General features: G+C 58.7%; 20 protein-coding genes. 9 read left to right on the top strand and 11 right to left on the bottom strand.

The window, feature by feature from the left end; genetic code table 11:
• Positions 1-3: 3 nt before the first annotated feature.
• From NHG65_RS12270 to NHG65_RS12255, 4 genes are all read right to left on the bottom strand, one after another.
• The gene (locus NHG65_RS12270; protein WP_499183394.1) at positions 4-3,579 is read right to left on the bottom strand and encodes a molybdopterin cofactor-binding domain-containing protein; all 3,576 of its coding nucleotides are present in this window, start codon (positions 3,577-3,579) and stop codon (positions 4-6) included.
• Complete coding sequence (locus NHG65_RS12265; protein WP_099061912.1) at positions 3,572-4,114, bottom strand: (2Fe-2S)-binding protein; 543 nt, start codon at positions 4,112-4,114, stop codon at positions 3,572-3,574. The genes NHG65_RS12270 and NHG65_RS12265 overlap by 8 nt, the downstream gene beginning before the upstream one ends.
• 85 nt (positions 4,115-4,199) lie before the next feature.
• A complete protein-coding gene (locus NHG65_RS12260) occupies positions 4,200-4,673 on the bottom strand; it encodes a MarR family winged helix-turn-helix transcriptional regulator (protein ID WP_099061911.1) in 474 nt (157 codons plus the stop codon).
• 66 nt (positions 4,674-4,739) lie between these two features.
• On the bottom strand, positions 4,740-5,798 hold the full coding sequence (locus NHG65_RS12255) for a 2,5-dihydroxypyridine 5,6-dioxygenase (protein WP_099061910.1): 1,059 nt from the start codon (positions 5,796-5,798) through the stop codon (positions 4,740-4,742).
• Between the two features lie 329 nt (positions 5,799-6,127).
• Here NHG65_RS12255 and NHG65_RS12250 point away from each other — a divergent pair, with 329 nt between their 5' ends.
• From NHG65_RS12250 to NHG65_RS12230, 5 genes are all read left to right on the top strand, one after another.
• Entirely contained in the window at positions 6,128-7,279 is a 1,152-nt protein-coding gene (locus NHG65_RS12250; protein ID WP_112347443.1) for an FAD-dependent monooxygenase, read from the top strand.
• A complete protein-coding gene (locus tag NHG65_RS12245) occupies positions 7,276-8,070 on the top strand; it encodes an alpha/beta fold hydrolase (RefSeq protein WP_129934742.1) in 795 nt (264 codons plus the stop codon). The genes NHG65_RS12250 and NHG65_RS12245 overlap by 4 nt, the downstream gene beginning before the upstream one ends.
• A gap of 16 nt (positions 8,071-8,086) precedes the next feature.
• Positions 8,087-8,839 carry a maleate cis-trans isomerase family protein gene (locus NHG65_RS12240; protein ID WP_099061907.1) on the top strand — a complete coding sequence of 251 codons (753 nt, stop codon included), beginning with the start codon at positions 8,087-8,089 and terminating at the stop codon, positions 8,837-8,839.
• A 9-nt stretch (positions 8,840-8,848) separates the two neighbouring features.
• Positions 8,849-9,484, top strand: coding sequence for an N-carbamoylsarcosine amidohydrolase (locus tag NHG65_RS12235; protein ID WP_112347446.1), 636 nt, complete (start codon positions 8,849-8,851; stop codon positions 9,482-9,484).
• 145 nt (positions 9,485-9,629) lie between these two features.
• Positions 9,630-10,937, top strand: a complete 1,308-nt coding sequence (locus NHG65_RS12230) for an MFS transporter (RefSeq protein WP_112347447.1) — start codon at positions 9,630-9,632, stop codon at positions 10,935-10,937.
• Positions 10,938-10,967: 30 nt separating this feature from the next.
• Here NHG65_RS12230 and NHG65_RS12225 read toward each other — a convergent pair whose 3' ends face one another.
• On the bottom strand, positions 10,968-12,131 hold the full coding sequence (locus tag NHG65_RS12225) for a serine hydrolase domain-containing protein (protein ID WP_499183393.1): 1,164 nt from the start codon (positions 12,129-12,131) through the stop codon (positions 10,968-10,970).
• A gap of 168 nt (positions 12,132-12,299) precedes the next feature.
• On the bottom strand, positions 12,300-14,501 hold the full coding sequence (dcp, locus tag NHG65_RS12220) for a peptidyl-dipeptidase Dcp (RefSeq protein ID WP_499183392.1): 2,202 nt from the start codon (positions 14,499-14,501) through the stop codon (positions 12,300-12,302).
• 380 nt (positions 14,502-14,881) lie between these two features.
• Here dcp and NHG65_RS12215 point away from each other — a divergent pair, with 380 nt between their 5' ends.
• The 3 genes from NHG65_RS12215 to NHG65_RS12205 are packed head-to-tail and all read left to right on the top strand — an operon-like array spanning position 14,882 to position 17,336.
• A complete protein-coding gene (locus NHG65_RS12215; protein ID WP_499183391.1) occupies positions 14,882-15,727 on the top strand; it encodes an alpha/beta fold hydrolase in 846 nt (281 codons plus the stop codon).
• Between the two features lie 26 nt (positions 15,728-15,753).
• Complete coding sequence (locus NHG65_RS12210) at positions 15,754-16,335, top strand: VOC family protein (RefSeq protein WP_499183390.1); 582 nt, start codon at positions 15,754-15,756, stop codon at positions 16,333-16,335.
• Positions 16,332-17,336, top strand: a complete 1,005-nt coding sequence (locus NHG65_RS12205; protein WP_499183389.1) for a fumarylacetoacetate hydrolase family protein — start codon at positions 16,332-16,334, stop codon at positions 17,334-17,336. Before NHG65_RS12210 ends, NHG65_RS12205 begins: the two co-directional genes overlap by 4 nt.
• A gap of 15 nt (positions 17,337-17,351) precedes the next feature.
• On the opposite strand, the gene xdhC is transcribed toward NHG65_RS12205, so the two are convergent.
• The 4 genes from xdhC to guaD are packed head-to-tail and all read right to left on the bottom strand — an operon-like array spanning position 17,352 to position 23,256.
• Complete coding sequence (gene xdhC, locus NHG65_RS12200) at positions 17,352-18,119, bottom strand: xanthine dehydrogenase accessory protein XdhC (protein WP_499183388.1); 768 nt, start codon at positions 18,117-18,119, stop codon at positions 17,352-17,354.
• A complete protein-coding gene (gene xdhB / locus NHG65_RS12195) occupies positions 18,103-20,505 on the bottom strand; it encodes a xanthine dehydrogenase molybdopterin binding subunit (RefSeq protein ID WP_499183387.1) in 2,403 nt (800 codons plus the stop codon). The genes xdhC and xdhB overlap by 17 nt, the downstream gene beginning before the upstream one ends.
• A complete protein-coding gene (gene xdhA / locus NHG65_RS12190) occupies positions 20,498-21,928 on the bottom strand; it encodes a xanthine dehydrogenase small subunit (RefSeq protein ID WP_262260556.1) in 1,431 nt (476 codons plus the stop codon). The genes xdhB and xdhA overlap by 8 nt, the downstream gene beginning before the upstream one ends.
• Positions 21,925-23,256, bottom strand: a complete 1,332-nt coding sequence (gene guaD / locus NHG65_RS12185; protein ID WP_499183386.1) for a guanine deaminase — start codon at positions 23,254-23,256, stop codon at positions 21,925-21,927. Before guaD ends, xdhA begins: the two co-directional genes overlap by 4 nt.
• On the opposite strand from guaD, the gene NHG65_RS12180 reads away from it, so the two are divergent.
• Positions 23,249-23,407, top strand: coding sequence for a hypothetical protein (locus tag NHG65_RS12180; RefSeq protein ID WP_413476921.1), 159 nt, complete (start codon positions 23,249-23,251; stop codon positions 23,405-23,407). The genes guaD and NHG65_RS12180 overlap by 8 nt on opposite strands.
• A gap of 162 nt (positions 23,408-23,569) precedes the next feature.
• Here the strand turns inward: NHG65_RS12180 and NHG65_RS12175 are convergent, their stop codons facing one another.
• Positions 23,570-24,742: an ROK family transcriptional regulator gene (locus NHG65_RS12175; protein WP_112347454.1), complete on the bottom strand. Its 1,173-nt coding sequence runs from the start codon at positions 24,740-24,742 to the stop codon at positions 23,570-23,572.
• Positions 24,743-24,780: the final 38 nt, after the last annotated feature.

The raw sequence follows: 24,780 nt of genomic DNA, 5'->3' as shown, positions 1-24,780 counted from the left end.
TAGTTAATGGCTACCCGGATTGGCACGCAGTCTGGCTACCTGCGCTTCGACCTCACGCCAGGCTGGCTTATCACCCGCATAACGCTGACGCAGGTAGTTCACCAGATCTGCCACCTGCCGATCGGTGAAACTGTCCTTAAAGCCCGGCATAAAGCCCAGATCGGCGGTGGCCGGTTTGGCAATGCCCTGCAGGATCACTTTGATCAGGTTATCCGGTCGCTCACTGAAAATATTGGTGTTATTGGCCAGGTCCGGGCTGACGCCAAACAGTTGCGGCCCACCGGCAGCGGCACTGTGACAGGCCTGACAGGCGCCCTGAAACAGCCGTTCACCGGCCTGTTGCCCCAGGGCGGGTTGCAGATTGGTGGCCAGCTTGACCTGCGGCTGCACGTTCAATGGAACCGGACTGCTCAAAGATATCAGGTAGTTGGCCATCGCCCGCACGTCAGATTCCGGCAAGGTAGCCAGTTCGCTGACCACCGGGCCCATTGGCCCGGTCGCGACGCCGTGCCCGGTAGAATGGCCGCTGCTCAGGTACTGGAACAGTTGCTCTTCGTTCCAGGGTTGGTCCGCCGTGGCCAGTTGGTTTAACGCCGGCGCCTCCCAGCCATCCACCATCGCCCCGGCCAGGAAGCTGGCGCCGCCCTTTTCCGCGCCCATCAGGTTGCGCGGCGAATGGCAAGCCGCACAGTGCCCCAAACCATTGACCAGATAAGCCCCCCGGTTCCACTGTGCCGTTTGCACAGGATCCGGCTGGAATTCGCCCTGGCGCAGAAACAGCGCATTCCAACCGGCCATCAGCGGGCGGACATTAAACGGAAAACGCATCTGATTAGCCGGATTACTCTGCGCCACCGCCGGCTGCGACATCATATAGGCATACAACGCCTGCATGTCGCCGTCGGTCATCTTGCTGAAGGACGTATAAGGAAATGCCGGGTACAGATTATGACCGTCACGGCTGATGCCCTGACGCATTGCCCGGTCAAAAGCGGTAAACGACCAGTTGCCGATACCGGTCTCCACATCCGGCGTGATATTGGTGCTGTACAGGGTGCCAAACGGCGTTGCCATCGCCAGCCCCCCGGCGTTGGTTGCCCCTTCCGAGGCGGTGTGGCACACCGCGCAATCCCCGACGGCGGCCAATTGACGACCCCGTTCCAGGGTGGCGGCCGACCAGGTACCCGCTCCCGCAGTGGCCACCGGGGCAATTTCGGCACGCCACGGCAGTGCCGTAGCCGCTACGCCCAACACCGCGCCAAAAATACCGGCCGCGCCGCCAAACCACCATTTACTGCGCCTGGGTTTGACCGCTGGCGCAGCTTCCTGCCGGACGCTATCCGGGCCGTTCAGGGCCTCGCGCAGCCGGTCGGAAGTGATCGGCAACTCGCGGAAACGAATGCCGGTGGCGTCAAACACCGCGTTGGCAATGGCCGCCGCGCTGGGTACCGATGCAGACTCCCCGGCCCCCAGCGGCGGATCGTAGGGCCGTGGCATCATCACCACGTCAACTTCCGGTACCTCAGGGAAAGTCAGGATCGGGTAAGCCCCCCATTCCTTGCTGGAAATGGTCGATTCTTCGAAGGTCACCCGCTCCTTCAACACCCGGCTGGTCGACTGGATCACGTTGCCGTGGATCTGGTGACGCACACCGTCCGGGTTGACCATCATGCCGGCATCGTGTCCGACCACAATACGCGTCACCGCCACTTCGCCGCTGGCCTTGTCGATCGCCACATCGGCGACCCAGGCCGCCCAGGCGGCACCAAAACCGGGGAATTTGCTGTGAATATAGCGCGCATAGGCAAAACCACGCCCGCGCAGCACCCCATCTTCCGCCGGGGTTTGCATCGGTTCGGTATGCGGCGTCCAGCCTGCACGTTCGGCGGTGCTGAGCATCAGTTCGGTAGCCCGCTGATCCTTGATATAACGTAGTCGGTATTCGAGCGGATCCACACCGGCCGCGGTGGCCAGCTCATCAATATAGGACTCGTGCGCGAAGGTATTCGGCAGTGCCGACACACCGCGCATCCAGGAGGCACGAACGATTGGCGCCATATCCTCAATGCTGACGCGCAGCTCCGGGTATTCGTAAGGCGGCACCGAGGTGCGATCCCCCATCTCATAGGCCACCGGCACCGGTTCAACCATCCCGGTCAGCAACAACGCCAGCGTGGGGGCGCCGTTGGACGGGTAATAGGTACGAAAATCATAGGCCACCGGATGACCGGCGGCGTCCAACCCACCATCCACTTCCATCAGTTGTGCGGTGCCCTTGGGTTCCCACAGGTGTTCCTGCTCGCGGGTTAACTGCACCCGCACCGGGCGGCCAACCGCACGCGACAGTAACGCCGCATCGGCACAGACATCATCGGCACAGTTGCGGCCATAGCAGCCCGCCGCCTCCATGCGGATAATTTCGATCTGTTCTTCCGGGTATTCCAGCAGCCAGGCGAGATCGGCACGCAGCAGATGCGGGTTCTGGCTGCCTGACCAAACCTGTAACTGCTGTGGCTGGTAGTCCGCCAGCGCACAAGACGGGCCGATCGAGGCGTGTAGTTGATACGGCCACAGGTAACTGCGGGTAAAGCGCCGATCGGCAGCAGCCAATGCCGCATCTACGTTGCCGGTGTCATGCACCACCCGTGTCGAATGCGGGTTATCACGCAGCGCCTGCGCCACGTCGGTCATCTGCGGCAGGTTCCGCCGCCAGTCCTTCCAGCTCACCTGCAGCGCCTGCGCCGCCTTGAACGCCTGTTCTTCGCGCTCGGCGACAATGCCGATAAAATCCCCGATCACCACCAGTTTGACGATGCCGGGAATATGGGCGATGGACTGCTCGTCCACCGCCAGCAGGCTGGTGCCGACAAACTCGCCGCTGTCATAACCGGCATACGGGGGCCGCACCACGCGGCCATGCAGCATGTTCGGCAACCGCATGTCGTGCACATAGGTAGATTCGCCGGTGGCCTTGGCCGGGATATCGACACGCGCGGTGCTGGTACCAACCAGGCGATATTCGGCCTGCGGCTTGAGCGGTGCATCGCCGGAGATCGACAGTTCAACATGCACACCGGTGACCAGTTCGCCGTAGCTCAGCGCTTGTCCCTGTGGGCTGACAATCCTGCCGTCATTCAACGTCAGTTGTTCAACCGTCACGCCAAAGTGCTGCGCGGCCTGATGCAGCAGCCAGCGCCGTGCCTCGGCCGCCGCGTTACGCAGCGGCACGGCAGAAATCTGTAGCGTGGCGCTGGCGATGGTCGCGCCCTGATTCGGCGTGCTCTCGGTATCACCCAACACCATGCGCACCTGCTCCATACGCAGGTAGAGTTCTTCGGCGACGATTTGCCCCAGCGCGGTGCGCACCCCGGTGCCAAGATCGACATGGCCGTTGAAGGCGTAGACCTCACCGCTGTCGCAAATGGCGATAAACAGCCCTGGCTCTTTGGGTTTCAGGCTCGGCGTCTGACCTTTCGGCACCAGACCCGGCGGCGGCTGGATCTGATCGATAATCAGCAACGTGCCATGACGCTGCAATAATTCGGCCTGGCTCGGTAATGAGGAATGGGTGTCAGTCATGGGGCGAGGTTTCCTCACTGCGGCAAAGAATGATGGCGCGCTGAACCGCACGCAGGATTTCGATATGGGTGCCGCAGCGGCACAGGTTGCCGGACAGCGCCTGGCGGATTTCGCGGTCGCTGGGCGACGGATTGCGATCCAACAGGGCTTTGGTGGTCATGATCATGCCATTCAGGCAGTAGCCGCACTGCGCGGCCTGTTCTTCTATAAAGGCCCGTTGCACCGGGTGCAGATGGTCACGATCGCCCAGCCCTTCCAGCGTGGTCACCGCACGGCCGGTCATACCCAGCGCCGGGATCACACAAGAGCGTGCGGCGATGCCGTCTACCAACACGGTGCAGGCCCCGCATTCACCGAGACCGCAGCCGTATTTCGGGCCGTTGAGCGCCAGATCGTTTCGCAGTACCAATAGCAGAGGGGTATCCGCCATGACTTGGATATGAATATTTTCGCCGTTGACTGACAGCATCAGCGGATGCTCCGTCAGTGTTTTTACCGCACCTTCCCTGGGCAATTGCACTTCAGCTATCGCCATTATCGCGTCTCCGCTCTGGTTGTTTTGTCGGCCGTGACCTCGCCACCGCCGCACTCACCAGACAACCGCAGTTGCGGGTGGCGAATCAGCCGGGCGGCTGGTCTTCCAGCATTTTATTGAGCAGGAACATCAGTGCTATACGTTCGGCCGGATTCAGCGTACCGAAAGTTAATTCTGTGATCGTCGCCGCGTGCGGCACTGTTTCAGCCAGCAGCGCGGCACCGGTATCGGTCAGCCCAACCACCACTTTGCGTCGGTCGATCGGATCCGGCATCACGGTGATCAGGTCACGCGCCTTGAGACGCTCGACAATACCGCGAATGGTGGCCTGATCGACCGCCGTCACCTGCACCAGCTCGGTCAACGAACTTGGGCCCATGTCGCGCACTGCGCACAGGGTAATAAACTGCACGGCGGTCAGTTGCGAATCGCCCACGTTTTGCTGGAAAATCGCCACGTGGCGCTGATAAACCTTACGCAGCAGGTGCCCGACTTGTTCAGTAAAGTGATAATTTTCGGTCTTGCCGTTATCTGCAGCCGGGTATTCGGGGGGCGTCATTGCGTTACTCTCACCATCTATGGAAACCACCGAGAATAGTACAAACCCCCGCGTTTAGCAGCAAGGTTAACCCTGGCTGACCCGCGACGCGGCCGGTGCCACCACTTCGCCATCGGCCACCACCGTGGTGCCGTCCAGGCTGATGTCGCAGTGGCGCAGCGCGATATCCATATGGCACGGCGTTTTGCGCGTGCCGCCGACTTCGGTATTCGGCCCGGTGGAGAACAGGAAATTGCCGTAGAAGGCGCGCGCATCCATACACATCCCGTCGTTTTTGTCGTGCAACCCCATCGCCGTCCACTGCGCACGCGGCTGCAAGCCCCAGCCGATATGCGAGATGCCGTACACTTCCGGATCGTTGAAATACTTCATGTATTCCCGCAGGTATTCCGCCTCGAAGCCGCCGTGAATGCGCGTCACAAAGCCTTTGTCGATCTCCAGCGTAATGCGTTCACGGGCATAACTTTTAAACGGCAGCAGGATATCGCCCACTTCCAGAACCAGCACCCCTTCAGCCTGTTCTTCATTCGGCCAGGTGAACAGGAAACCGCTCGGCCAGTGATCCCAGCGCCCCGGTTCGTCGGCGTAGCCGTATTCGGTCACCGTCGGATATTGCCCCAACGGCGCACAGAAATCGCTGCCGGCGGCAGACTTCACCTGCATCAGCTTTGCCTTCTCCAGCACCGCCGCCGCCGCCAACACTCGCGCTTTGTCCTCTGCATTAGGCAACATGCGTGCCAACACCTCCGGGGGTTCGACGGCCAGCAGAATGCGCGTGCCGGTTTTCAGGATCTGCTCCTGCTCCGGCGAGTGCAGCAGCATCATGGTGTCGACAATCAGATCGGCCGCCTCCAGTGCACGTTGTGCTGCGTGGTTACCGGTCAACGCCGTATCGCCACAGTAAGCCGTCATGTCATTGCCCATGGCGCGCGGATGGTTAAATGACGGCAGTTCGACCGCGTAAACCTTGGCGCCCAGACGCAGTGCCGCATCGGTGGCGGCGCGCACCGTACGCGCATCGGAATAGTGACTTTTCAGGATCGCCACGCTTTGCGAAGCATCAACCTTCGACAACGTAAGCACCTGCTCGAACAGTTGAACCAACTGACTATCATTGACCGCCATGTGTATCTCCTGTCTCGCTAAGGGTTGGCCGACACGCCTGGCGTCGGTGAGGTTATTTTGTACAAATTAAAGTGATCACACTCTTTTAATTATCTAAGCCGAAAATCGAACAGGAAGCAAGGCCGCGGAGCCACCCATAAGCAAATCCTATTTTAAGCCCTATCCATCCTGTGATTAACATGAGTTTAACAGCAATGGCCGGTTAATTAGCGTGAGCCAGATCTAAGTTAACACTTGTGCAACTTTGCGTTATTTAGCGTATACACTATAAATCAATCGTCCGGCATCATTGCGGATGACAGGTAAAAAACCAAACAGTCAGGGGAAAAATGATGAGCAAACAACAACGCATTGCCGTGGTCGGTGCCGGTCTGGGTGGCGCTGCCGCCGCCGGTCTGCTGCAGAAAGCGGGCTTTACCGTCGACCTGTACGAACAGAGCCCGGTGTTTTCACGCCTGGGGGCCGGTATCCATATGGGGCCGAACGTCCTGAAGATTTTCCGCCGTCTCGGCATCGAGCAGCCGCTGGAGCAAATGGCTTCACACCCGGATTTCTGGTTCAGCCGCGACGCCGAAAGCGGTGACTATCTGTCGCGCATTGAGCTGGGGGCCTTTGCCCGCAAAGAGTACGGTGCGGCTTACGTGACGGTGCACCGGGGCGATTTGCAGGCGTTGCAGATGGCCGCCCTGCAACCGGGCAGCGTGCATTTTGGCAAGTGCCTGAGCAAGATTGAGGAGCGTGACAACGAAGTGGTGCTGAACTTTGCCGATGGCACCCAGGCCCACGCCGATATCGTAATTGGCGCCGACGGCATCAACTCACGCATTCGCGAACACCTGCTGGGTGCAGAAGCGCCCACCTACAGCGGCTGGGTCGCCCACCGCGCGTTGATCCGCGGAGAAAAACTGGCCAAATACAACCTGAGTTTTGAAGACTGCGTGAAATGGTGGTCGGCAGATCGCCACCTGATGGTCTATTACACCACCCAAAAACGCGACGAGTACTATTACGTCAGCGGCGTGCCCCACCCGGCCTGGGATTTCCAGGGCAGCTTTATCGACAGCAGCCGCGAAGAAATGTACGAAACCTTTGCCGGCTATCACCCGATTGTGCAAGCGCTGATCGAATCCAGCGAACAGGTCACCAAATGGCCGCTGTTAAACCGTAAACCGCTGCCGTTATGGAGCGAAGGCCGCATGGTGTTGCTGGGCGACGCCTGCCACCCGATGAAACCGCACATGGCGCAAGGCGCGGCGATGGCGATCGAAGATGCCGCCATGCTGGCGCGCTGCCTGCAGGAGACCGGTTTGACCGACTACCGCACCGCTTTCCAACTGTATGAGGCCAACCGCAAAGAGCGCGCCTCCCGCGTCCAGGCGGTCTCCAATGCCAACACATTCCTGCGTACTCAGGAAGATCCGGCCTGGGTCTACGGCTATGACCTGTACGCACAGACGCTGAAGTCGGAGAACGCCGCATGAGCCATTTTCTGTATGGCGCCAACGTGCAGGCCAACGGCATCCGCCAGCACTACCTGCGCTACGGTGGCCAGGGGCCGGTACTGATCCTGATCCCCGGTATCACCAGCCCGGCGATCACCTGGGGCTTCGTTGCCGAACGCCTGGCCGAGCGCTACGACACCTATGTGCTGGACGTGCGCGGTCGCGGCCTGTCCGCCAGCGGGCCGGATCTGGCCTATGACGCCGAAACCTGCGCCGAGGACGTCAACGCCTTCGCCGCCGCATTAAAGCTGGAAAACTATGCCCTGCTCGGCCATTCGATGGGCGCGCGCTTTGCCCTGCGCGCCGCTGCGTTGCAACCGGCTGGCGTGCGCCGGTTGGTATTGGTCGATCCACCGGTTTCCGGCCCCGGCCGTCGTGAATATCCGGGTAAATGGCCCTGGTATGTAGATTCGATCCGCCAGTCGCTGCAGGGAATGGACGCCGAACAGATGCGCGCCTACTGCCCGAGCTGGAGTGAACAACAGCGCCAACTGCGGGCCGAATGGCTGCACACCTGCTACGAACCGGCGATCCAGCGCGCCTACGAAGATTTTCATCAGGTCGACAGTCATCGCGATTACCCCTCACTGAGCATGCCGACGCTGCTGATGATTGCAGGCCTTGGCGGTGTGATCCAACCGGAGGACGCAGCGGAGATCCGCCAGTTGCAGCCGGAAATCACCCTGGTGCAGGTTGAAAAAGCCGGCCATATGATCCCGTGGGACGACTTCGACGGTTTCTTCCACGCCCTGGGCGATTTTCTGGATTAATTAAGGAGCCTTTGTCATGAGTAAAAATTACCGTATCGGCCAGATCGTGCCCAGTTCCAACACCACGATGGAAACCGAGATCCCGGCGATGCTGACGGCACGCCAGTTGATCCGTCCGGAGCGCTTTACCTTTCACTCCAGCCGCATGCGCATGAAACACGTCAGCAAGGCGGAACTGGCAGCAATGGACGCCGAATCAGACCGCTGCGCACTGGAGCTGTCCGACGCCCAGGTTGATGTGCTGGGCTATGCCTGCCTGGTGGCGATCATGTCGATGGGTTTGGGCTATCACCGCGAGTCCCAGGCCCGCTTGGCGCAGGTTACCCAGGACAACAACGCCGCTGCCCCGGTGATCAGCAGCGCCGGTGCGTTGGTCAACGGCCTGAAGGTGCTGGGTGCCAAACGCATTGCGCTGGTTGCCCCCTACATGAAGCCACTGACCCAAATGGTGGTGGACTATATCGAGCACGAAGGCATTGAGGTCAAGGTGTGGCGCGCGCTGGAGATCGCCGACAATCTGGCGGTCGGCCGTCATGATCCGGCCAAACTGCCGGGCATAGTTGCCGAAATGGATCTGAGCGGTGTCGACGCCATCGTGCTGTCTGCCTGCGTGCAGATGCCGTCATTACCGGCGGTCGCTACCGTTGAGGCGCAAACCGGCAAGCCGGTGCTGACCGCCGCCATCGCCACCACCTACGCCATGCTGACGGCACTGGAACTGGAGCCGATCGTTCCCGGTGCCGGCGCCCTGCTGTCCGGTGCTTATTAAGGAGGCAAAATGGCAGCCGAGCACTCGCTTACCGATAACTACCACGGCGTCTGGGGTAACCGCATCGGCTTCGGTCTGCGCCCGGCCCTGTTGGTGGTCGACTTTATGCAGGGTTACACCACCGAAGGCGCGCCGTTGTTCGCTCCCGGCGTGGTCAGTGCGGTCGAAGAAAGCGTGGCGCTGCTGACAACCGCGCGCCAGGTGGGAATTCCGGTGATCCACACCAATATCCGCTATCATGCAGGGCATTTTGCCGATGGCGGCATCTGGGTGAAAAAAGCACCGGTTATGAAGGACATGGTGGAGGGGAATCCGCTGGCGGCGTTCTGTCCCCAGGTGGCCCCGCGAGCCACGGAAGTGGTGTTGACCAAGCAGTATGCCAGCGCCTTTTTCGGTACCTCGCTGGCCCCCATGCTGGTGGCGCTCGGCGTCGATACTTTGCTGCTGGTCGGCTGTTCCACCAGCGGGTGTATCCGCGCCAGCGCTGTGGATGCGGTACAGCACGGCTTTCGCACCATCGTGGTACGTGAATGCGTGGGCGATCGTCACCCTGGTCCGCATGAGGCCAACCTGTTCGACATTGACAGTAAATACGGCGACGTCGTGGCCAAACGGGAGGCAATTGATTATCTGAACCGGCTGTAATCCAGAGTTTCACCTGCACGGAGAGCTGAAAAATAAAGAAGGCGCGGCAAGCGCCTCAGGCGACCGCCCGATACAGGGCGGCTTCCAAGCAAACACACAACGCTCCTCCTCCGGAGGCCACCATGCACCACCTGGAGACATCATCATGGCCATTGTTGAAACCCCGTTAACCGGGAAAGCGGGCGCAGAATCGCTTCTGTACCGCAAAATCACCTGGAAGCTGATCCCATTCCTCTGTCTGTGCTATCTGGCCGCCTATCTCGACCGCATCAACGTCGGGCTGGCCAAGCTGCAGATGGCCGATCAACTGCAATTGAGCGAGGCGGCCTTCGGTCTGGGAGCCGGGCTGTTTTTTGTCGGCTATATCCTGTTTGAAGTACCGAGCAACCTGATCCTGCAACGGGTCGGTGCCAAGGTGTGGATTGCCCGCATCATGATCACCTGGGGCCTGCTTTCCGCCTGTACCATGTTCGTCACCACCCCTAACCAGTTTTACGTCATCCGATTTCTGCTCGGCGTGGCGGAGGCCGGTTTCCTGCCCGGCGTGCTGTATTACCTGACACTGTGGTTCCCAACCTACCGTCGCGGCCGCATTATTGCGCTGTTTATGATTGGCCTGCCGCTGTCGAGCGTGCTGGGTGGCCCGATTTCCGGCTGGATCATGGGGCATTTTGATATGCGCCACGGGCTGCACGGCTGGCAATGGTTGTTCCTGCTGGAGGGCATCCCCAGCGTGCTGCTGGGGGTACTGACTTTCTGGGTGTTGCCGAACAATTTCCGCCAGGCCAAATGGTTATCCGACGAAGAGAAACAGCGGATTGCCGAGGATCTGGCGCAAGACGACGCCGAGGCCGGTCACAGTAAACACAGCTTCCGCGACGGCTTCTTTAATCTCAAGGTCTGGATGCTGGGCGGCATTGACTTCTCGATCCTGCTTAGCGCCTATGCGATGGGGTTCTGGATGCCAACCTTTATCAAAACCGCCGGGGTGACCGACATTACCACTATAGGTATGCTGACCGCGCTGCCGAGCGTCGCCGCCCTGCTGGGGATGCTGTTGATCGGCACCAGTTCTGATCGTATGCGTGAGCGACGCTGGCATATCATAGTGCCGTTTATTGTCGGCGCGATGGCGATGGCTGGTAGTACCTTCTTCACCCATAACGTGATCGCCACGGTGCTGTTGTTCTCTGTCGCCCAGGCGGCGATCATCGGGGCGGTACCGGTGTTCTTCAGCCTGCCTGCCACCTTCCTGCGGGGGACGGCGGCGGCAACCGGCTTCGCACTGGCCTGCTCGTTGGCCAATATCGCCGGGTTGGTGAGTAACTCGCTGATGGGGCTGGCGCTGGATCTGACCGGTAAAAGCGGTGGCGCACTCTGGGCGTTCGCTGGTTGCCTGTTGATCAGTTCCCTGCTGGTGGTCGCGCTGCCGGCCAAGGTGGTTAACCGCTGAGGATGTTGGGCTCCGTTCGCGGGGCCCGACTTAGTGGCAGGTGAAATGCCCGTCCGCCGCCTCGCCCATGCGTTGCAGCAAACGATGACCAATATTATTGCTCCAGTTGAAGCTGTTTTGCAGCACCACCACCGCCGTTTTATGGCGCAGATCCAGGCCGATATAGCTGGAATAGCCGCCGATAAACCCCACCTGATAGGTAATTTGCTGCGAACCCACGTCGTCAACCACCCAGGCGATGGCCGCCGCCTCTTTACTGCGCGCAAAATGCACGGTCAGCGAGTCTTTCAGCGCCTGATCCAGTGCCGCCGAACCGGTAGGGACGAAATGTGCCTGCGCATAGCGCAGCAGATCGTCGGCGTCGGTATATAACCCGGCGGCGCCAATCATATAGGAAGAAAACTGCCAGTCGGGCACCGGCTGCCCGCGCCGAATAAACTTGGGCTGATCGCCGGCATGGCCAATGGCCCGTTGCGCATAACCCGGCAACTGCTGTGCATCGTAACTGGTGTGGGTCAGCCCCAACGGCTGGAGGATGTTTTCCGTGGTCAGACGATCGACGGTTTTACCGGTGCGCCGTTGCAGGATGTAATCCAGCAGCGCATAGCCCAAGTTGGAATAGCGCGGGGCTTCAACGGCCGGGGCCTCAAACTGCGCCAGGTCGTCGAGGACTTTTGGCGTATCCAGCGAGCCATAAAAATTATCGCCGGTAAACAGATAGCGGACAAAGGCCCCCAGCATCTCCGGCGTCATCATCTGACGCGGCAGGCCCGAGGTATGGGTCACCAACTGCAGCAGGGTAATGTTGGCCGCATCCTTGCTGAGCAAGGTGCCGGGCGGCAGTAAGGTTGCCAACGTATCGTCCCAATGCAGCACGCCCTTGTTGACCAACACCACCGTGACTTCGGCAATAAATCCCTTGCTGACCGACCCCACGGCAAACAGCGTGTTGCCGTTAACCGGATAGCGCTGCTGCGCATCGGTCACGCCGTAACCATAGGTGCGCGCCTGCCCGTCTGCCGTCAATACGCCCACCACCAATCCCGGCGTCTGCCCGCTGTCGACTATCGGCCGTGCCAGGCTATCGACCTCGGCCTGCAGGTCAGCACTGCACGCCAAACGCCGGCTTTCCAACGGTGATGTGTCGGTCGGCATGCGCGACAGCGTGCCACAGGCTGAAAGCAGCAATGGCATAATCAAAGCAAAACAGCGCGTTAGGAGGATTCTTATCTTCATTGCTCACGGGCCAAAAAATAATCGGCGCATGATAAACCATCACACCGCCCATGTCCCCGTTGAATGAAAAAAGGACGCAAGCAAGCTTGCGTCCTTAGTGGCCATTTTGGTTAACGTCGTGGCGTATTACTGGTCTTTCAAGCCCCGGTTAATCAGCATAGGTTCAATGCTTGGCGCTTTGCCGCGCCAGTCGATATACAGTTTTTCCAGGTCCTGACTGTTGCCGCGCGACAGGATCATATTGCGGAAACGCTGGCCGTTCTCTGCGGTCAGGCCGCCATGTTCGCTGAACCACTGGAAGGCATCATCCGCCAGCATTTCGGTCCACAGATAGGCGTAGTAACCGGCCGCATAGCCGTTACCCCAGATATGCTTAAAGTAGCTGGAACGGTAGCGCGGTGGCACATAGCTGAGATCGATTTTGTCTTTCATCAGCGATTCAGCCTCGAACTTGTCCACGTCCTGCTGCGGTTGGTCGGCACTCAACATATGCCAGTGCATGTCCAGCAGTGCCGCAGACAGCAGCTCGGTCATGTCATAGCCTTTGTTGAACTTGTCGGCCTTTTTGATTTTGTCGACCAGTTCCTGCGGCATGGCTTCACCGGTTTTGTAATGCTTGGCGTAGTGCGCAAAGACCTTGGGATCGCTGGCCCAGTGTTCGTTGAACTGTGATGGGAACTCAACAAAGTCACGCGCGGTGTTGGTGCCGGACAGGCTCGGATATTCCTGATCGGCGAACATGCCGTGCAGCGCATGACCAAACTCGTGGAACATGGTGATCACGTCATCGTAGGACAACAGTGCAGGCTGGCCCGGTGCCGGTTTGGTAAAGTTGGCGACGTTGTAAATCACCGGCTTGGTGCCTTTCAGCTTCGACTGCTCGACAAAGTTGCTCATCCAGGCGCCACCGCCCTTGTTGTCGCGCTTAAAGAAGTCGGTATAGAACAGCGCCAGCGATTTGCCGTCTTTATCGAACACCTCATAAACCCGTACGTCCGGCTGATAAACCGGGATGTCCTTGCGCTCTTTGAAACTGATACCGTACAGCAGGTTGGCGGCATAGAACACGCCGTTGTTCAGCACGTTATCCAGCTCAAAGTAAGGTTTGATCTGTGACTCATCCAGGTCGTATTTGGCTTTGCGTACCTGTTCGGCGTAGAACTGCCAGTCCCAGGCTTCAACCTTGAAATTGCCTTTCTGCTGGTCAATCACCGCCTGAATGTCTTTGGCCTCACGTTCGGCACGCGCGGTAGCCGCCGGGACGATATCGCGCATAAAGCTCAGCGCGGCATCCGGGGTTTTGGCCATCTGGTTTTGCAACTTCCAGGCCGCGTAATTTGGGAAGCCCAGCAGTTTGGCCTGCTCGGCACGCACTTTAGCCAAACGAGCAATAGTCTGGCGAGTATCGTTAGCGTCGCCCTTTTCTGCGCGGTTCCACGAGGCATCAAACAGGGCTTTACGCGTCTCGCGGTTTTTCAGGCTCTGCAATTCCGGTTGCTGGGTGGTGTTTTGCAACACCAGCAACCACTGTTTATCCAGCTTGCGTTCACCGGCCGCCTGGGCTGCCGCCGCCAGTTCACCTTCCGACAGGCCGTCCAGCTTCCCTTGTTCGGTGATCACCAGCGCGCCCTCTTTGGTCGCCGCCAGCAATTTGTTGGAGAACTGGGTGCTCAGCGTTGCCGCTTCCTGGTTGAGCGCCTTCAGCTTGGTTTTATCGGCGTCGGACAGATTGGCCCCCGCCAGTTCGAAGTTCTTATAGGTCACTTCAACCAATCGACGGGATTCCGCATCCAGCTTCAGCGTGTCGAGCTGCTGATGAACGGCCTTGATACGGGTAAACAGCTTGCTGTTGAGCATGATGGCATCATCCAACGCCGCCAGCTTCGGTGAGCTTTGCTCGTCCAACTTTTGCAACGCGTCGCTGGTGTTGGCCGAGGTCATGGCGCCAAACACATTCATCACCCGCGACAGCATCGCGCCGCTTTGTTCCAGCGCCACGAAGGTATTTTTAAAATCAGGCTTGGCCGGGTTGTTGGCGATCTTCTCCACTTCTTCCAGCTTCTGCTTGATACCGGCGTCGATCGCCGGGGCATAATCACTTTCTTTGATCAGATTGAACGGCGGTGCCTGGAATGGCAGACGACTTTGATAGAAGAACGGGTTTTCATTCTTTTTATTGTTGTGTTGGTTGGCTTCACCGGTCACGTTAGCCTCCTTTGCCTGGCCACTTGGCAACGCGCTATGATCCGCGTGCGGTTGGGTTTCTTCTGCCTGTGCCTGCGAGCCCAGCGCCATGCCGATCGCCAACACCAATGTCGATAAACGCATCAAATCGAAACTCCTCCATGTTCACAGAATAAGGTCGCGGAGAGCTCATCTCCCCCTTGAGTCACATCCTAGCTTAGGCGCAGTTGGCAGATTGAGCAAAAACAAGTGATTAGAAGCTAACCGGCCTCGACAACAGGCCGTTGATTGTCCGGTTTTATATAACGGTTCATCCCAAACTCGCCTATAGACGCTTTATTAGCGGCGCATTAGCCTTATTCAACCGACTAATCATTCATCGAAATAACCCGACTTAACCGCATACCAATATCAAATCCACAGGTAGCGTCACCCTCAAATAATTCTGAAAACGCGTCATGCACATGACCAAATTCGCACCAGCTTAAAACGTGCGGCTATTTAAATCAGGAGATGGATATTTCATGGCTACAACACCTCAACCTAATGAACAGATTTTGGGGGGACATTCGCATCGTCAGGAAAACAGGACCACGAATGAAAGCCCCCTACTTAGCGCCAGGATAATCGGTCAGGGCACCCGATGCGTGGTGATGCTGCCGGGTTGGTTTGGTGACCATAACGTCTATCAGCCGATGTTCCCCTATCTGGACACCGAGGCCTTCACTTATGTGTTTGTGGATTTTCGTGGCTACGGCCAGTCACGCGACATAGCCGGCAGCTACACCACTAATGAAATGGTCGCTGACGTGGTCAACCTGATGGATAGCCTGGGTTGGCATCGCTTCGACGTCATCGGACATTCCATGGGGGGGAAAATTGCGCAGATCATTGCGGCCAGACACTCTGAGCGAGTACGCAGTGCGGTGGGCCTGACACCCGTTCCGGCCAGCGGGCTGGACGTAGAACAGCAGGTTTGGCGCATCTTCGAGCAGGCGGTCGAGGATGATACCTGCCGCCATTCTCTGATTGATTTTTCCACTCATCACCGGCTGCCTCGCCGCTGGGTCAGCGATACCGTTCAACAGTCGCGCGCGGCCTGTGCCCCAGCGGTATTCGAAGCCTACCTCCGTAGCTGGGCGCTGGAAGATTGTTCCATCGAAACTTACGGCTGCACGGTTCCCTTGCTGTTACTGATCGGCCAGCACGATCCGGCACAGACACTGCCGATGATGGATAACACCTGTCTGAAGTGGTTCGTCAATGTGGAGACGGAACTGCTCGAAGGCTGTGGACACTACCCAATGCAGGAAATCCCGCTTTATCTGGCGGGTGCCATCGAGCGTTTCTTGCGCAAACAAACTAAGTAGCAGCGACTCTGCTGGAGGTTTACATCATGCACACTGATTTTCCATCGTCCAAAAAACCGGCGGTTAAAACCGACGCCCCTGCCAGGCCGATCCGTCGGCTGCACCATTTTGCCTGGCGCTGCCGGGACGCAGAGGAAACCCGACATTTCTATGAAGATATTCTCGGCTTGCCGCTGGTCCATGTTATTAAAAACGATCATGTCCCCAGCACCGGTGAATACTGTCCGTATGTGCATATCTTTTTCCGCATGAAAGATGATTCGCATATCGCCTTCTTCGATCTGGGTGACGGGATAGCGGCACAACCCAGCCCAAATACCCCCGAGTGGGTTAACCATATTGCCTTGAAAGTGGATAACCGCGCCGATCTGGACTGCATGCATCAACGGCTACTCGCACAGGGGATTGCGGTGATTGGGGTTACCGATCACGACGGTTATCTTGAATCCATTTACTTCTTCGATCCGAACGGGTTTCGTCTGGAATTGACCACCGAAGTGGCAGCGGCCGAAACAGTGAAAAGCTTTGCCCGCACGGCGCATCAGGAGTTGGCGATTTGGACCCGAGAACAATCACGACGCCAGGCCCTGGCTGAGGGGAAATCATGAGCGCCACTCTGGCTGCGCAATTACGTTTGGCCACACGAGAAAACGGCCGTCGGGACGGTGAATTGGTGCTGGTCTCTCCCGATCTTTCGCATTGCATTGCCGTGCCCGCTATTGCCCGCACCCTGCAGGAAGCGTTAGATAACTGGTCGGCTATCGCACCACAGCTGATGCAGGTGGCTGCAAGCGGCTGGGACACTGGCGACCTCTTCAATGCCTCAAGCTGCCTGGCACCGCTGCCCCGAGCCTATCAGTGGGTCGATGGGTCCGTTTATCGCCACCACGCCAAACTGATGTATCAATGGCGAAATGAACCTATCCCTCCGCAATATGAAGAGAAGCCGCTGGTTTATCAGGGCGGTTCGGACGTGATGTTAAAGGCAACCGCGCCGATCGAAGCCACTGATGATGAGCTGGATATTGATTTTGAAGCAGAGATCGCCGTGATAACCACTGACGTCCCTCTCGGGGTGACGCCCGAGCAGGCGCTGGAGTGTATCGCGCTAGTGGTGTTGCTCAATGACGTCTCTCTCCGCGGTCTGATCCCCGACGAACTGGCCCGGGGTTTCGGTTTCTACCAGAGCAAGCCCGCAACCAGTTTTGCCCCGGTAGCCGTGACGCCCGCGACGCTCGGCGCGAACTGGCGGGACGCCATGTTGCATTTGCCGGTGCACGTCAGTCTGAATGGAAAATGGTTTGGCGCTCCGGACGCCGGTGATGATACGGCGTTTAATTTCGGGCAGCTTATTGCACACCTTGCCTGCACCCGCGCTTTGGCGGCCGGCAGCATCGTGGGGGCAGGCACCATCAGCAATGCCGATCCGGCATCCGGAAGCGCCTGCATTACCGAAGCCCGGGTGCGTCAGGCGCTGAGGGGTGTAGATGAAAGCCAGCGGCAGCCCTATCTGGTACAGGGTGACCAGGTGCGGATTGAGGTGTTCGATGCCGACGGACATTCCGTGTTTGGTGCCATCGACCAAAAAGTGGTGATCCTTCAACAATAAATCGCGGTGACCTGGCTAGCGCGGGCCGTAGCAGGCAATGATCTCCCCGGCGACGGCTACCGCGATCTCGGCCGGCAGTTTGCCTTTAACGTCCGGTAACCCCAGCGGGCAGCGCATGCCGGCAATCGCCGCTTCGCCGATGCCGCGCTGGCCGAGCTTATAGTCGAAGCGTTTACGCTTGGTCAGCGAGCCGATCAGACCAAAATAGCCGGCATCGCCACGGCGTAGAATACGCTCCGCCAGCGCCAGATCCAGCGCGTGGTCGTGGGTCATGACGATGAAATAGCTGCCAGGCGGCATGGCGTCGACGATCTCCAGCGGTTCTTCGCAGACGTCTTGTTGCACCCCGGCCGGGATAACCGCCGGGAACTCCGCCGCGCGGCCATCAACCCAGCGTATCCGGCATGGCAACGTGGCGAGGATATGCACCAGCGCCCGCCCCACATGCCCGGCGCCAAACAGGGCGATTTGCGGGCGCGGCGGGATCAAGGGTTCGAACAACACGCTGGTGGTACCGCCACAGCACTGCCCCAGCCGTGCCGCCAACGGGAAACGTTCCAGCCGCAGCGTGACCGCCTGTTGTTCCAGCATCTCACGGGCAATCGCCAGCGCCTGAAACTCCAGATGCCCACCGCCAATGGTATTCACCGCCCGTTCGGCGGTCACCAGCATTTTGGTGCCACGATTGCGCGGCGTGGAACCCAGCTCATCGACCAGCGTCACCAGTACGCAGGGCTCTCCGCGCCGTCGCAAGTCGGCCAGAACCTCAATCCACTCGTCCATCGCCGTTCTCCCCAGTCAATTCAGTGACAATGTCACTGGCTAACATCTGCTGCACGCCCCACAGCACCCGTTCCGGTGTCGCCGGGGCATCAATATTGGGCTGCAGACGGTAGTTTGCCAGGCTGGCAACCGCATCCTTGATCGCACACCAGACCGAGATGCCCAACATAAACGGTGGCTCACCCACCGCTTTGGAATGAAATACCGTGTCCTCGGGGTTTTTGCGGTTCTCCAGCAGCGTGACGCGCAGATCCGCCGGGACGTCGCCAATCGCCGGAATTTTGTAGCTGGCCGGGCCATGAGTCAGCAACTTGCCCTGTTGATCCCACACCAGCTCTTCGCTGGTCAGCCAGCCCATACCCTGCACAAAACCACCCTCCACCTGACCGATGTCGATGGCCGGGTTCAGCGAGTCGCCCACGTCATGCAGAATGTCGGCGCGTAGCAGTTTGTATTCGCCGGTCAGGGTGTCGATCAACACCTCGGCACAGGCCGCGCCGTAAGCGAAGTAATAGAACGGGTGGCCGCTGGCCTTGTCGCGATCATAAAAGATCTTCGGCGTGCGGTAGTAACCGGTGCTGGCGAGGGAAATTTGATTGAAATAGGCCTGCTCAACCACCTGTTCAAAGCTGAAGTAACGCTCACCGACCCTGACCTGCCCATTACTGAAAACGATCTGCCCGGCGCTCACCTGATGCTGCTTAACCAGCATGTCGATCAGCCGTTGCTTAATGATCAGCGCGGCATTTTCCGCCGCCTTGCCGTTCAGGTCGGTGCCGGACGACGCCGCCGTCGGCGAGGTGTTCGGTACCTTGCCGGTATCGGTGGCGGTGATCTGGATGCGCTCGATTTCCACCTGGAACACTTCGGCGACAATCTGCGCTACCTTGGTGTTCAACCCCTGGCCCATCTCGGTGCCGCCGTGGTTGAGCTGAATACTGCCGTCGGTGTAAATAAGTACCAGCGCTCCCGCCTGGTTGAGGAAACCGGCGGTAAAGGAAATGCCGAACTTGACCGGCGTCAGCGCCAGCCCTTTCTTCAGGATCGGGTTTTGCGCATTGAACTGCCGGATAGCCTGACGCCGCGCCTGATAATCCGCACTGTGCTCCAGTTCGGCGGTGATTTCCTGCAGCAGGTTCTGTTCCACCGGCTGATGGTAATGGGTGACGTTACGCTGATCTTTACCGTAATAATTGGTTTTGCGCACCGCCAGCGGATCGAGCGCCAGATAGCGCGCGATATGGTCCATGATCTGCTCAATCGCCATCATGCCCTGCGGTCCGCCAAAGCCACGATACGCGGTGTTAGAGGCAATATGGGTTTTACAGCGGTGGCCGGTTATCAAGACATCTTGCAGGAAATAGGCATTATCGGCGTGGAACATGGCGCGATCAACAATCGAACCTGAAAGGTCGAGCGAGTAACCGCAGTTACCGGCCAGGCTGATTTTGACCCCGTTCAGCAGCCCGTCGTCGTCAAAGCCGATATCGTACTGAATATAAAACGGGTGGCGCTTACCGGTAATCAGCATGTCGTCACGGCGGTTAAGGCGCATTTTGACCGGGCGTCCGGTGAGATGTGCCACCACGGCACACAGGCACGCCGGGCCGGCAGCCTGAGTTTCTTTGCCGCCAAAGCCTCCGCCCATGCGCCGCGTGTCGATGGTGACCTTGTGCATCGGCAGATTGAGCACCGAGGCCACCAGCTTCTGAATTTCAGTGGGGTTTTGGGTCGATGAGTACACCAGCATGCCGCCGTCTTCGGCCGGCATTACCGAGGCAATCTGGGTTTCCAGATAAAAATGCTCCTGGCCACCGACGTGCAGCTCCCCCTGAATGCGATGCAAAGCCCGCGCCAGCGCCCCCTCGGCGTCACCACGCTGATGATGATGCGCTTCCTGCACCACGAAACCTTCCCGCAACGATTGAGTGACGTCCAACTGTGCCGGCAGATCCTGATAACTCACTTTAATGGCCTGCGCGGCACGCCAGGCGATTTCCGGATCCTCCGCCGCCACCACCGCAATCACCTGCCCGGCGTATTCCACCTCATCCTTCGCCAGTAGCGGATCGCCATGAGTTAACGGGGCAATATCCAGCTCGCCCGGGACGTCCTGCCAGGTGATCACTCGCACCACGCCGGGAAAATCGTAACAGGCCGACAGATCCAGCTTTTCGATGCGCGCATGCGCCCGATCGCTCAGCCTGGCCGCCAGATGCAACTGATTGGGAAACTCCAGCCGGTCGTCAATGTATTGCGCTTCACCGCTGACGTGCTTGTCGGCGCTTTCGTGTTTACGGCTACGGCCAACACCGCTGGTTAGCGCTTGTCGGAAACGTTCGGCCAACTGCTGCTGGGTATATTCGGTGCGTTTGCTATTACTCATGAGCCGTCACCTCGATCGCCAGTTGCGGTGCGGTCAGCGCAATGAAATAGCGGCGCAGCAGGTTTTGCGCCACCAGCAGACGATAAGCGCTACTGGCACGAAAATCGCTCAGCGGCGTAAAGTCTTGCGCCAGCGCCTGAACCGCAAGTTCAACCGTCGCCCGCCGCCACGGCTGCCCCACCAATTGCTGTTCGCACAGCCTGGCGCGTTTCGGCGTCGCGGCCATGCCACCAAACGCCAGCCGGGCATCACGAATAATCCCCTGTTCAAGGGTCAGGTTAAAGGCCCCGCATACTGCAGAAATATCATCCTCCAGCCGCTTGGACACTTTCCAGGCGCGGAAATCTGCAGGCGCGGTGGCCGGCAGCACGATGCTTTCAATAAACTCCCCCGGCTGCAACGCGGTCTGCCGATAGTCGATGAAAAAGTCATTCAGCGGCAGCTCACGCTGCGTAGCGCCACGGCGCAAGATCAGCCGTGCATCCAACGCCAGCAGCAGCGGCGCACCGTCACCAATCGGTGAGGCGTTGGCGATATTACCCCCCAGCGTGCCCTGATTGCGGATTTGCTGCGAAGCAAAACGCGCCAGCAGTTCACCAAAGGCCGGGTGGTAATCGGCCAATAGCGGGTAAAGGTCGCTCAACGCGGCACCGGCACCCAGGATCAGACGGTCGTCCTGTCGACTCACCTGCTTTAACGCCGCTATCTGGCCAATGGCGATCATCAAGGATAAATCCTGATGACGCTGGGTGACTTCCAGCGCCAGATCGGTGCCACCGGCCAACAGCTTGGCCTGCGGATGCTGTTGATACAGCGTCGCCAGCTCCTCCAGGGTTTGCGGCTGCAAACAGCGCTTACCTGCCGCCGCTAACGGCGTGGCCGCGGGGATAGCCTGTAGGCGTTGCAGCGTTTGCTGTTGGTGGTGATCGAAGCTGTCTGGCGTTTTGTTATCGCACGCCTGCTGCGCCGCCGCCAAAATAGGTCGGTAGCCCGTACAGCGGCACAGATTACCGGCCAGTGCTTGCTGCGCCTGTTCACGCTGATAGGCCGCGCCGTTCTTTTGCAGGCAGAACATCGACATCACGAATCCCGGAGTGCAAAAACCGCACTGTGAGCCGTGGCAGTCGACCATCGCCTGCTGCACGCTGTGCAATTCCCCCTGCTGCTTCAGGTCCTCTACGGTGATCAACTGCTTGCCATGCAGCGCGCTGACAAACGTCAGGCAGGCGTTAACGCTGCGGTAGCGCAATTGTTCACCGTCCGGCTCCGCCAGCACCACGGTGCAGGCACCACAGTCACCGGAAGCGCAGCCTTCTTTGGTGCCGCAGCGGCCGAGATCGCGGCGCAGGTAGTTCAGCACCGTGGTATTAGGGTCGATCGCGCGCTCATTTTTCAGCGTTTGATTAAGCAGAAACTGGATCATGCGGCCTCCTGCTGGGTAGCCGGTCGATACACCACTTTGCCGTCGACGTAGGTTCGGTAAACGTTGCGGTCGTCGCCCAGCGTCATCAATACAAACAGCTGTTCTGTCAGTGCATGGCTGTTTTCATGGCGCAGCTTTTGCAACGGCGACACCGCCGGATCCAGCACCACGAAGTCCGCCTCTTTGCCGACCTCAAAGTTGCCGATTTTGTCATCCAGCGACAGCGCACGTGCCCCACCCAGCGTCGCGTGGTAGAAGGCCTCACAGGCCGAGAGCTGGTAGCGTTGCAACTGACCGACCTTGTAAGCCTCACCCAGCGTTTGCAGCATATTGAAGGTGGTACCGGCGCCCACGTCGGTACCGATGCCCAGTTTGACCTGCTTCTGCCAGGCTTTTTGCAGGTTGAACAACCCGCTGCCGAGGAACAGGTTGGAAGTCGGGCAAAAAGCGATCGCCGAGCGGGTCTGGCACAGGCAGTCCCACTCTTGCTCTTCCAGATGCAGGCAGTGAGCGAACACGCTTCTCTCACCGGTCAGCCCATACTGATGATAAACATCCAGGTAGCTGCTACTGTCCGGGAACAGTTCCTTCACCCAGGCGATTTCTTCCTGGTTTTCGCTCAGGTGGGTGTGCAAATAGGCATCCGGAAACTCTTCACGCAGCCGCTGTACCTGAGCCAACAACGCCGGGGTGCTGGTCGGCGCAAAACGCGGCGTAATGGCATAGCTCAGCCGTTGCTTTCCGTGCCAGCGTTCGATCAGTTCGCGTGTCTGGCGGTAGCTCTGCTCCGGGGTTTCCAGCAGTTCGTCCGGCGCATGGCGATCCATCATCACCTTACCGGCGATCAGGCGCATATTCAGCGCCGCGGCCTGGCTGAACAGCGCTTCAACCGACTGCGGGTGTACGGTGCCAAACACCAGCGCCGTAGTGGTGCCGTTGCTTAACAGCTGTTGCAGAAAGAAAGCCGACATCTTGTCGGAGTGCTGCTCGCAGCAGAACTGGCTTTCCGTCGGAAAGGTGTAATGCTTCAGCCACGCCAGCAGCCGATCGCCATAGGCGCCGATCATTTCGGTTTGCGGATAATGAATATGGCTGTCGATAAAGCCCGGCACGATCAGTTTGTCCTGATAATGAGTGACCTCAAACCCCGGCGGTAACAACGCCTCACCCTGCTGCCAGGGGCCAAACCAGACAATGCGGCCTTCATTGAGCAGCAGTAATCCGTCCGGAATATGTCGCAGATGTTGCTCTAACTGCTGCGGCTGATCCACGCAGGCAGCAATATCAAAAAAATTGCCACGGACCGCCGTGGTGAATGACATGCTCATTTTACTTTCCTTCTCTACCGACCAGCGCACAGCACCCGGCGGAGTGAATTCAGCCGGCGGAACTATGGCGGTCTTTTTATCGATCGCAGGTGTTGATTTAAGGATAGCAAGCGGCGTGCCAGTTGGTTTTTTAATGCTTGTTTTCGTTTAAAAACAACCAGATAAAAATCATTCGCACAATAATCTGAATCAATAAAAATAAGCGGAAAATAAGCAAACGGTTGCCTTTAAATAGCAACCGTTTGCTTGTGTTGGGCTAATTATGAGCCTGCACCAATAACGGGCAACAATAGAAATCGGGGGATGAAAGTTATTACTTCAATAACACTTCATAACGCGGGTTGAACTCATCAAACAGTGGTAACGCTGCCGCACCTAATGCGGCGGTATCCGCACCGGTGGTGCCCAGTCGCACCCGCAGGCCATCGAGGTATTTGCTGCGCACCGAGCGGTGCAACGGCGCTAATCGTTTGATCAGCTGCTCTACCAGGCTTTCTGGCATCAAGCCGCCAATAATCACCGCTTCAGCGTCAAACATGCATTCGATAATGTTGATGGCCTGGCGTAACGCCGGTACCGCCGAATCCAGCCAGGCGTCAATCTTCGGCTGCGGTAACGCCAGCAAGTCCTGCGGCATGGCGCGCATCGGATCCAGCCCGCAGCTTTCGTAGGCCGCCTGCAGTGAGACATAACGTTCCAGGCAGCCCTGATTGCCGCAGTAGCAGGCCCGCCCACCCGGTTGCACAATCATGTGGCCGACTTCACCAGCATTGTGCGCATGGCCGGTATAAATTCGGCCGTCGGTGAAAATCCCCGCCCCCAGACCGGTGCCAAGGTACAAATAAATAAATGAATTAAGCTGCCTGGCGACACCGTGCAGACGTTCGCCGATAGCCGCGACGGTGGCATCGTTCTCCAGCGTCACCGGCAGGCCGCTCTGCGCGTTAAGTTCGGCTACTACATCGATATTTTCCCAGCCGTTGAGGGTGGTCGGCCCCACGGAGGAAATCCCCTCCACGCCGAACGGCCCCGGCATCACCACGCCAATGCCCAGCATTTTTCTCCAGCTCAGATCCGGCTGCTGGCGCATTTCTTGCAGTACATCACAAATCAGTTTCAAGGTGGCAGCAGGTTGCGGCTTTTGCACCATAATCAGCCGGTGGAAACGAACGCTGCCTGACAAATCAACCACGATAAGCAGTAGTGACTGATGATCCAGATGGATGCCGATGGAATACGCACTGTCAGGATTCAGGGTCAACGGCGTGGCCGGTTGACCTCGCCCGCCGGCACGACGCGGCAGGTGCGAGGAGAGAATGCCGGCCTGTTCCAGTTCTGTTGCGATGTTTGAAACGGTTTGCGGCGTCAGTGAGGTCAGCCGGGCAATTTCGGCACGGGTCAGTTCACCGTGCAGACGGATAGCCTCTATCACTACGCGCCGGTTGTGTGCACGAGCATGTTCAAGGTTAGTGCCGGAAGTCGTCATAACTGCCTATGCAGAAAGGGAAATCGTCTTTGCAGTAT

Origin of the sequence: Serratia myotis (assembly GCF_027474885.1) — a bacterium.
In the GTDB taxonomy this organism is placed as follows: Bacteria; Pseudomonadota; Gammaproteobacteria; order Enterobacterales; family Enterobacteriaceae; genus Serratia; species Serratia proteamaculans.
Note: the sequence above shows the minus strand (reverse complement) of the source record. Positions and strands in the feature narration are given on the sequence as shown.

What these genes read in the sequence shown, in the direction of transcription:
- NHG65_RS12255 (WP_099061910.1), bottom strand. Translation starts at nt 5,798, where the DNA reads ATGGCGGTCAATGATAGTCAGTTGGTTCAACTGTTCGAGCAGGTGCTT.
- NHG65_RS12250 (WP_112347443.1), top strand. Translation starts at nt 6,128, where the DNA reads ATGATGAGCAAACAACAACGCATTGCCGTGGTCGGTGCCGGTCTGGGT.
- NHG65_RS12180 (WP_413476921.1), top strand. Translation starts at nt 23,249, where the DNA reads ATGCTCATTTTACTTTCCTTCTCTACCGACCAGCGCACAGCACCCGGC.
- dcp (WP_499183392.1), bottom strand. Translation starts at nt 14,501, where the DNA reads ATGCGTTTATCGACATTGGTGTTGGCGATCGGCATGGCGCTGGGCTCG.
- NHG65_RS12215 (WP_499183391.1), top strand. Translation starts at nt 14,882, where the DNA reads ATGGCTACAACACCTCAACCTAATGAACAGATTTTGGGGGGACATTCG.
- NHG65_RS12245 (WP_129934742.1), top strand. Translation starts at nt 7,276, where the DNA reads ATGAGCCATTTTCTGTATGGCGCCAACGTGCAGGCCAACGGCATCCGC.
- guaD (WP_499183386.1), bottom strand. Translation starts at nt 23,256, where the DNA reads ATGAGCATGTCATTCACCACGGCGGTCCGTGGCAATTTTTTTGATATT.
- NHG65_RS12210 (WP_499183390.1), top strand. Translation starts at nt 15,754, where the DNA reads ATGCACACTGATTTTCCATCGTCCAAAAAACCGGCGGTTAAAACCGAC.
- xdhB (WP_499183387.1), bottom strand. Translation starts at nt 20,505, where the DNA reads ATGAGTAATAGCAAACGCACCGAATATACCCAGCAGCAGTTGGCCGAA.
- xdhC (WP_499183388.1), bottom strand. Translation starts at nt 18,119, where the DNA reads ATGGACGAGTGGATTGAGGTTCTGGCCGACTTGCGACGGCGCGGAGAG.
- NHG65_RS12225 (WP_499183393.1), bottom strand. Translation starts at nt 12,131, where the DNA reads ATGCCATTGCTGCTTTCAGCCTGTGGCACGCTGTCGCGCATGCCGACC.
- NHG65_RS12205 (WP_499183389.1), top strand. Translation starts at nt 16,332, where the DNA reads ATGAGCGCCACTCTGGCTGCGCAATTACGTTTGGCCACACGAGAAAAC.
- NHG65_RS12260 (WP_099061911.1), bottom strand. Translation starts at nt 4,673, where the DNA reads ATGACGCCCCCCGAATACCCGGCTGCAGATAACGGCAAGACCGAAAAT.
- NHG65_RS12175 (WP_112347454.1), bottom strand. Translation starts at nt 24,742, where the DNA reads ATGACGACTTCCGGCACTAACCTTGAACATGCTCGTGCACACAACCGG.
- NHG65_RS12240 (WP_099061907.1), top strand. Translation starts at nt 8,087, where the DNA reads ATGAGTAAAAATTACCGTATCGGCCAGATCGTGCCCAGTTCCAACACC.
- NHG65_RS12235 (WP_112347446.1), top strand. Translation starts at nt 8,849, where the DNA reads ATGGCAGCCGAGCACTCGCTTACCGATAACTACCACGGCGTCTGGGGT.
- NHG65_RS12270 (WP_499183394.1), bottom strand. Translation starts at nt 3,579, where the DNA reads ATGACTGACACCCATTCCTCATTACCGAGCCAGGCCGAATTATTGCAG.
- NHG65_RS12230 (WP_112347447.1), top strand. Translation starts at nt 9,630, where the DNA reads ATGGCCATTGTTGAAACCCCGTTAACCGGGAAAGCGGGCGCAGAATCG.
- NHG65_RS12265 (WP_099061912.1), bottom strand. Translation starts at nt 4,114, where the DNA reads ATGGCGATAGCTGAAGTGCAATTGCCCAGGGAAGGTGCGGTAAAAACA.
- xdhA (WP_262260556.1), bottom strand. Translation starts at nt 21,928, where the DNA reads ATGATCCAGTTTCTGCTTAATCAAACGCTGAAAAATGAGCGCGCGATC.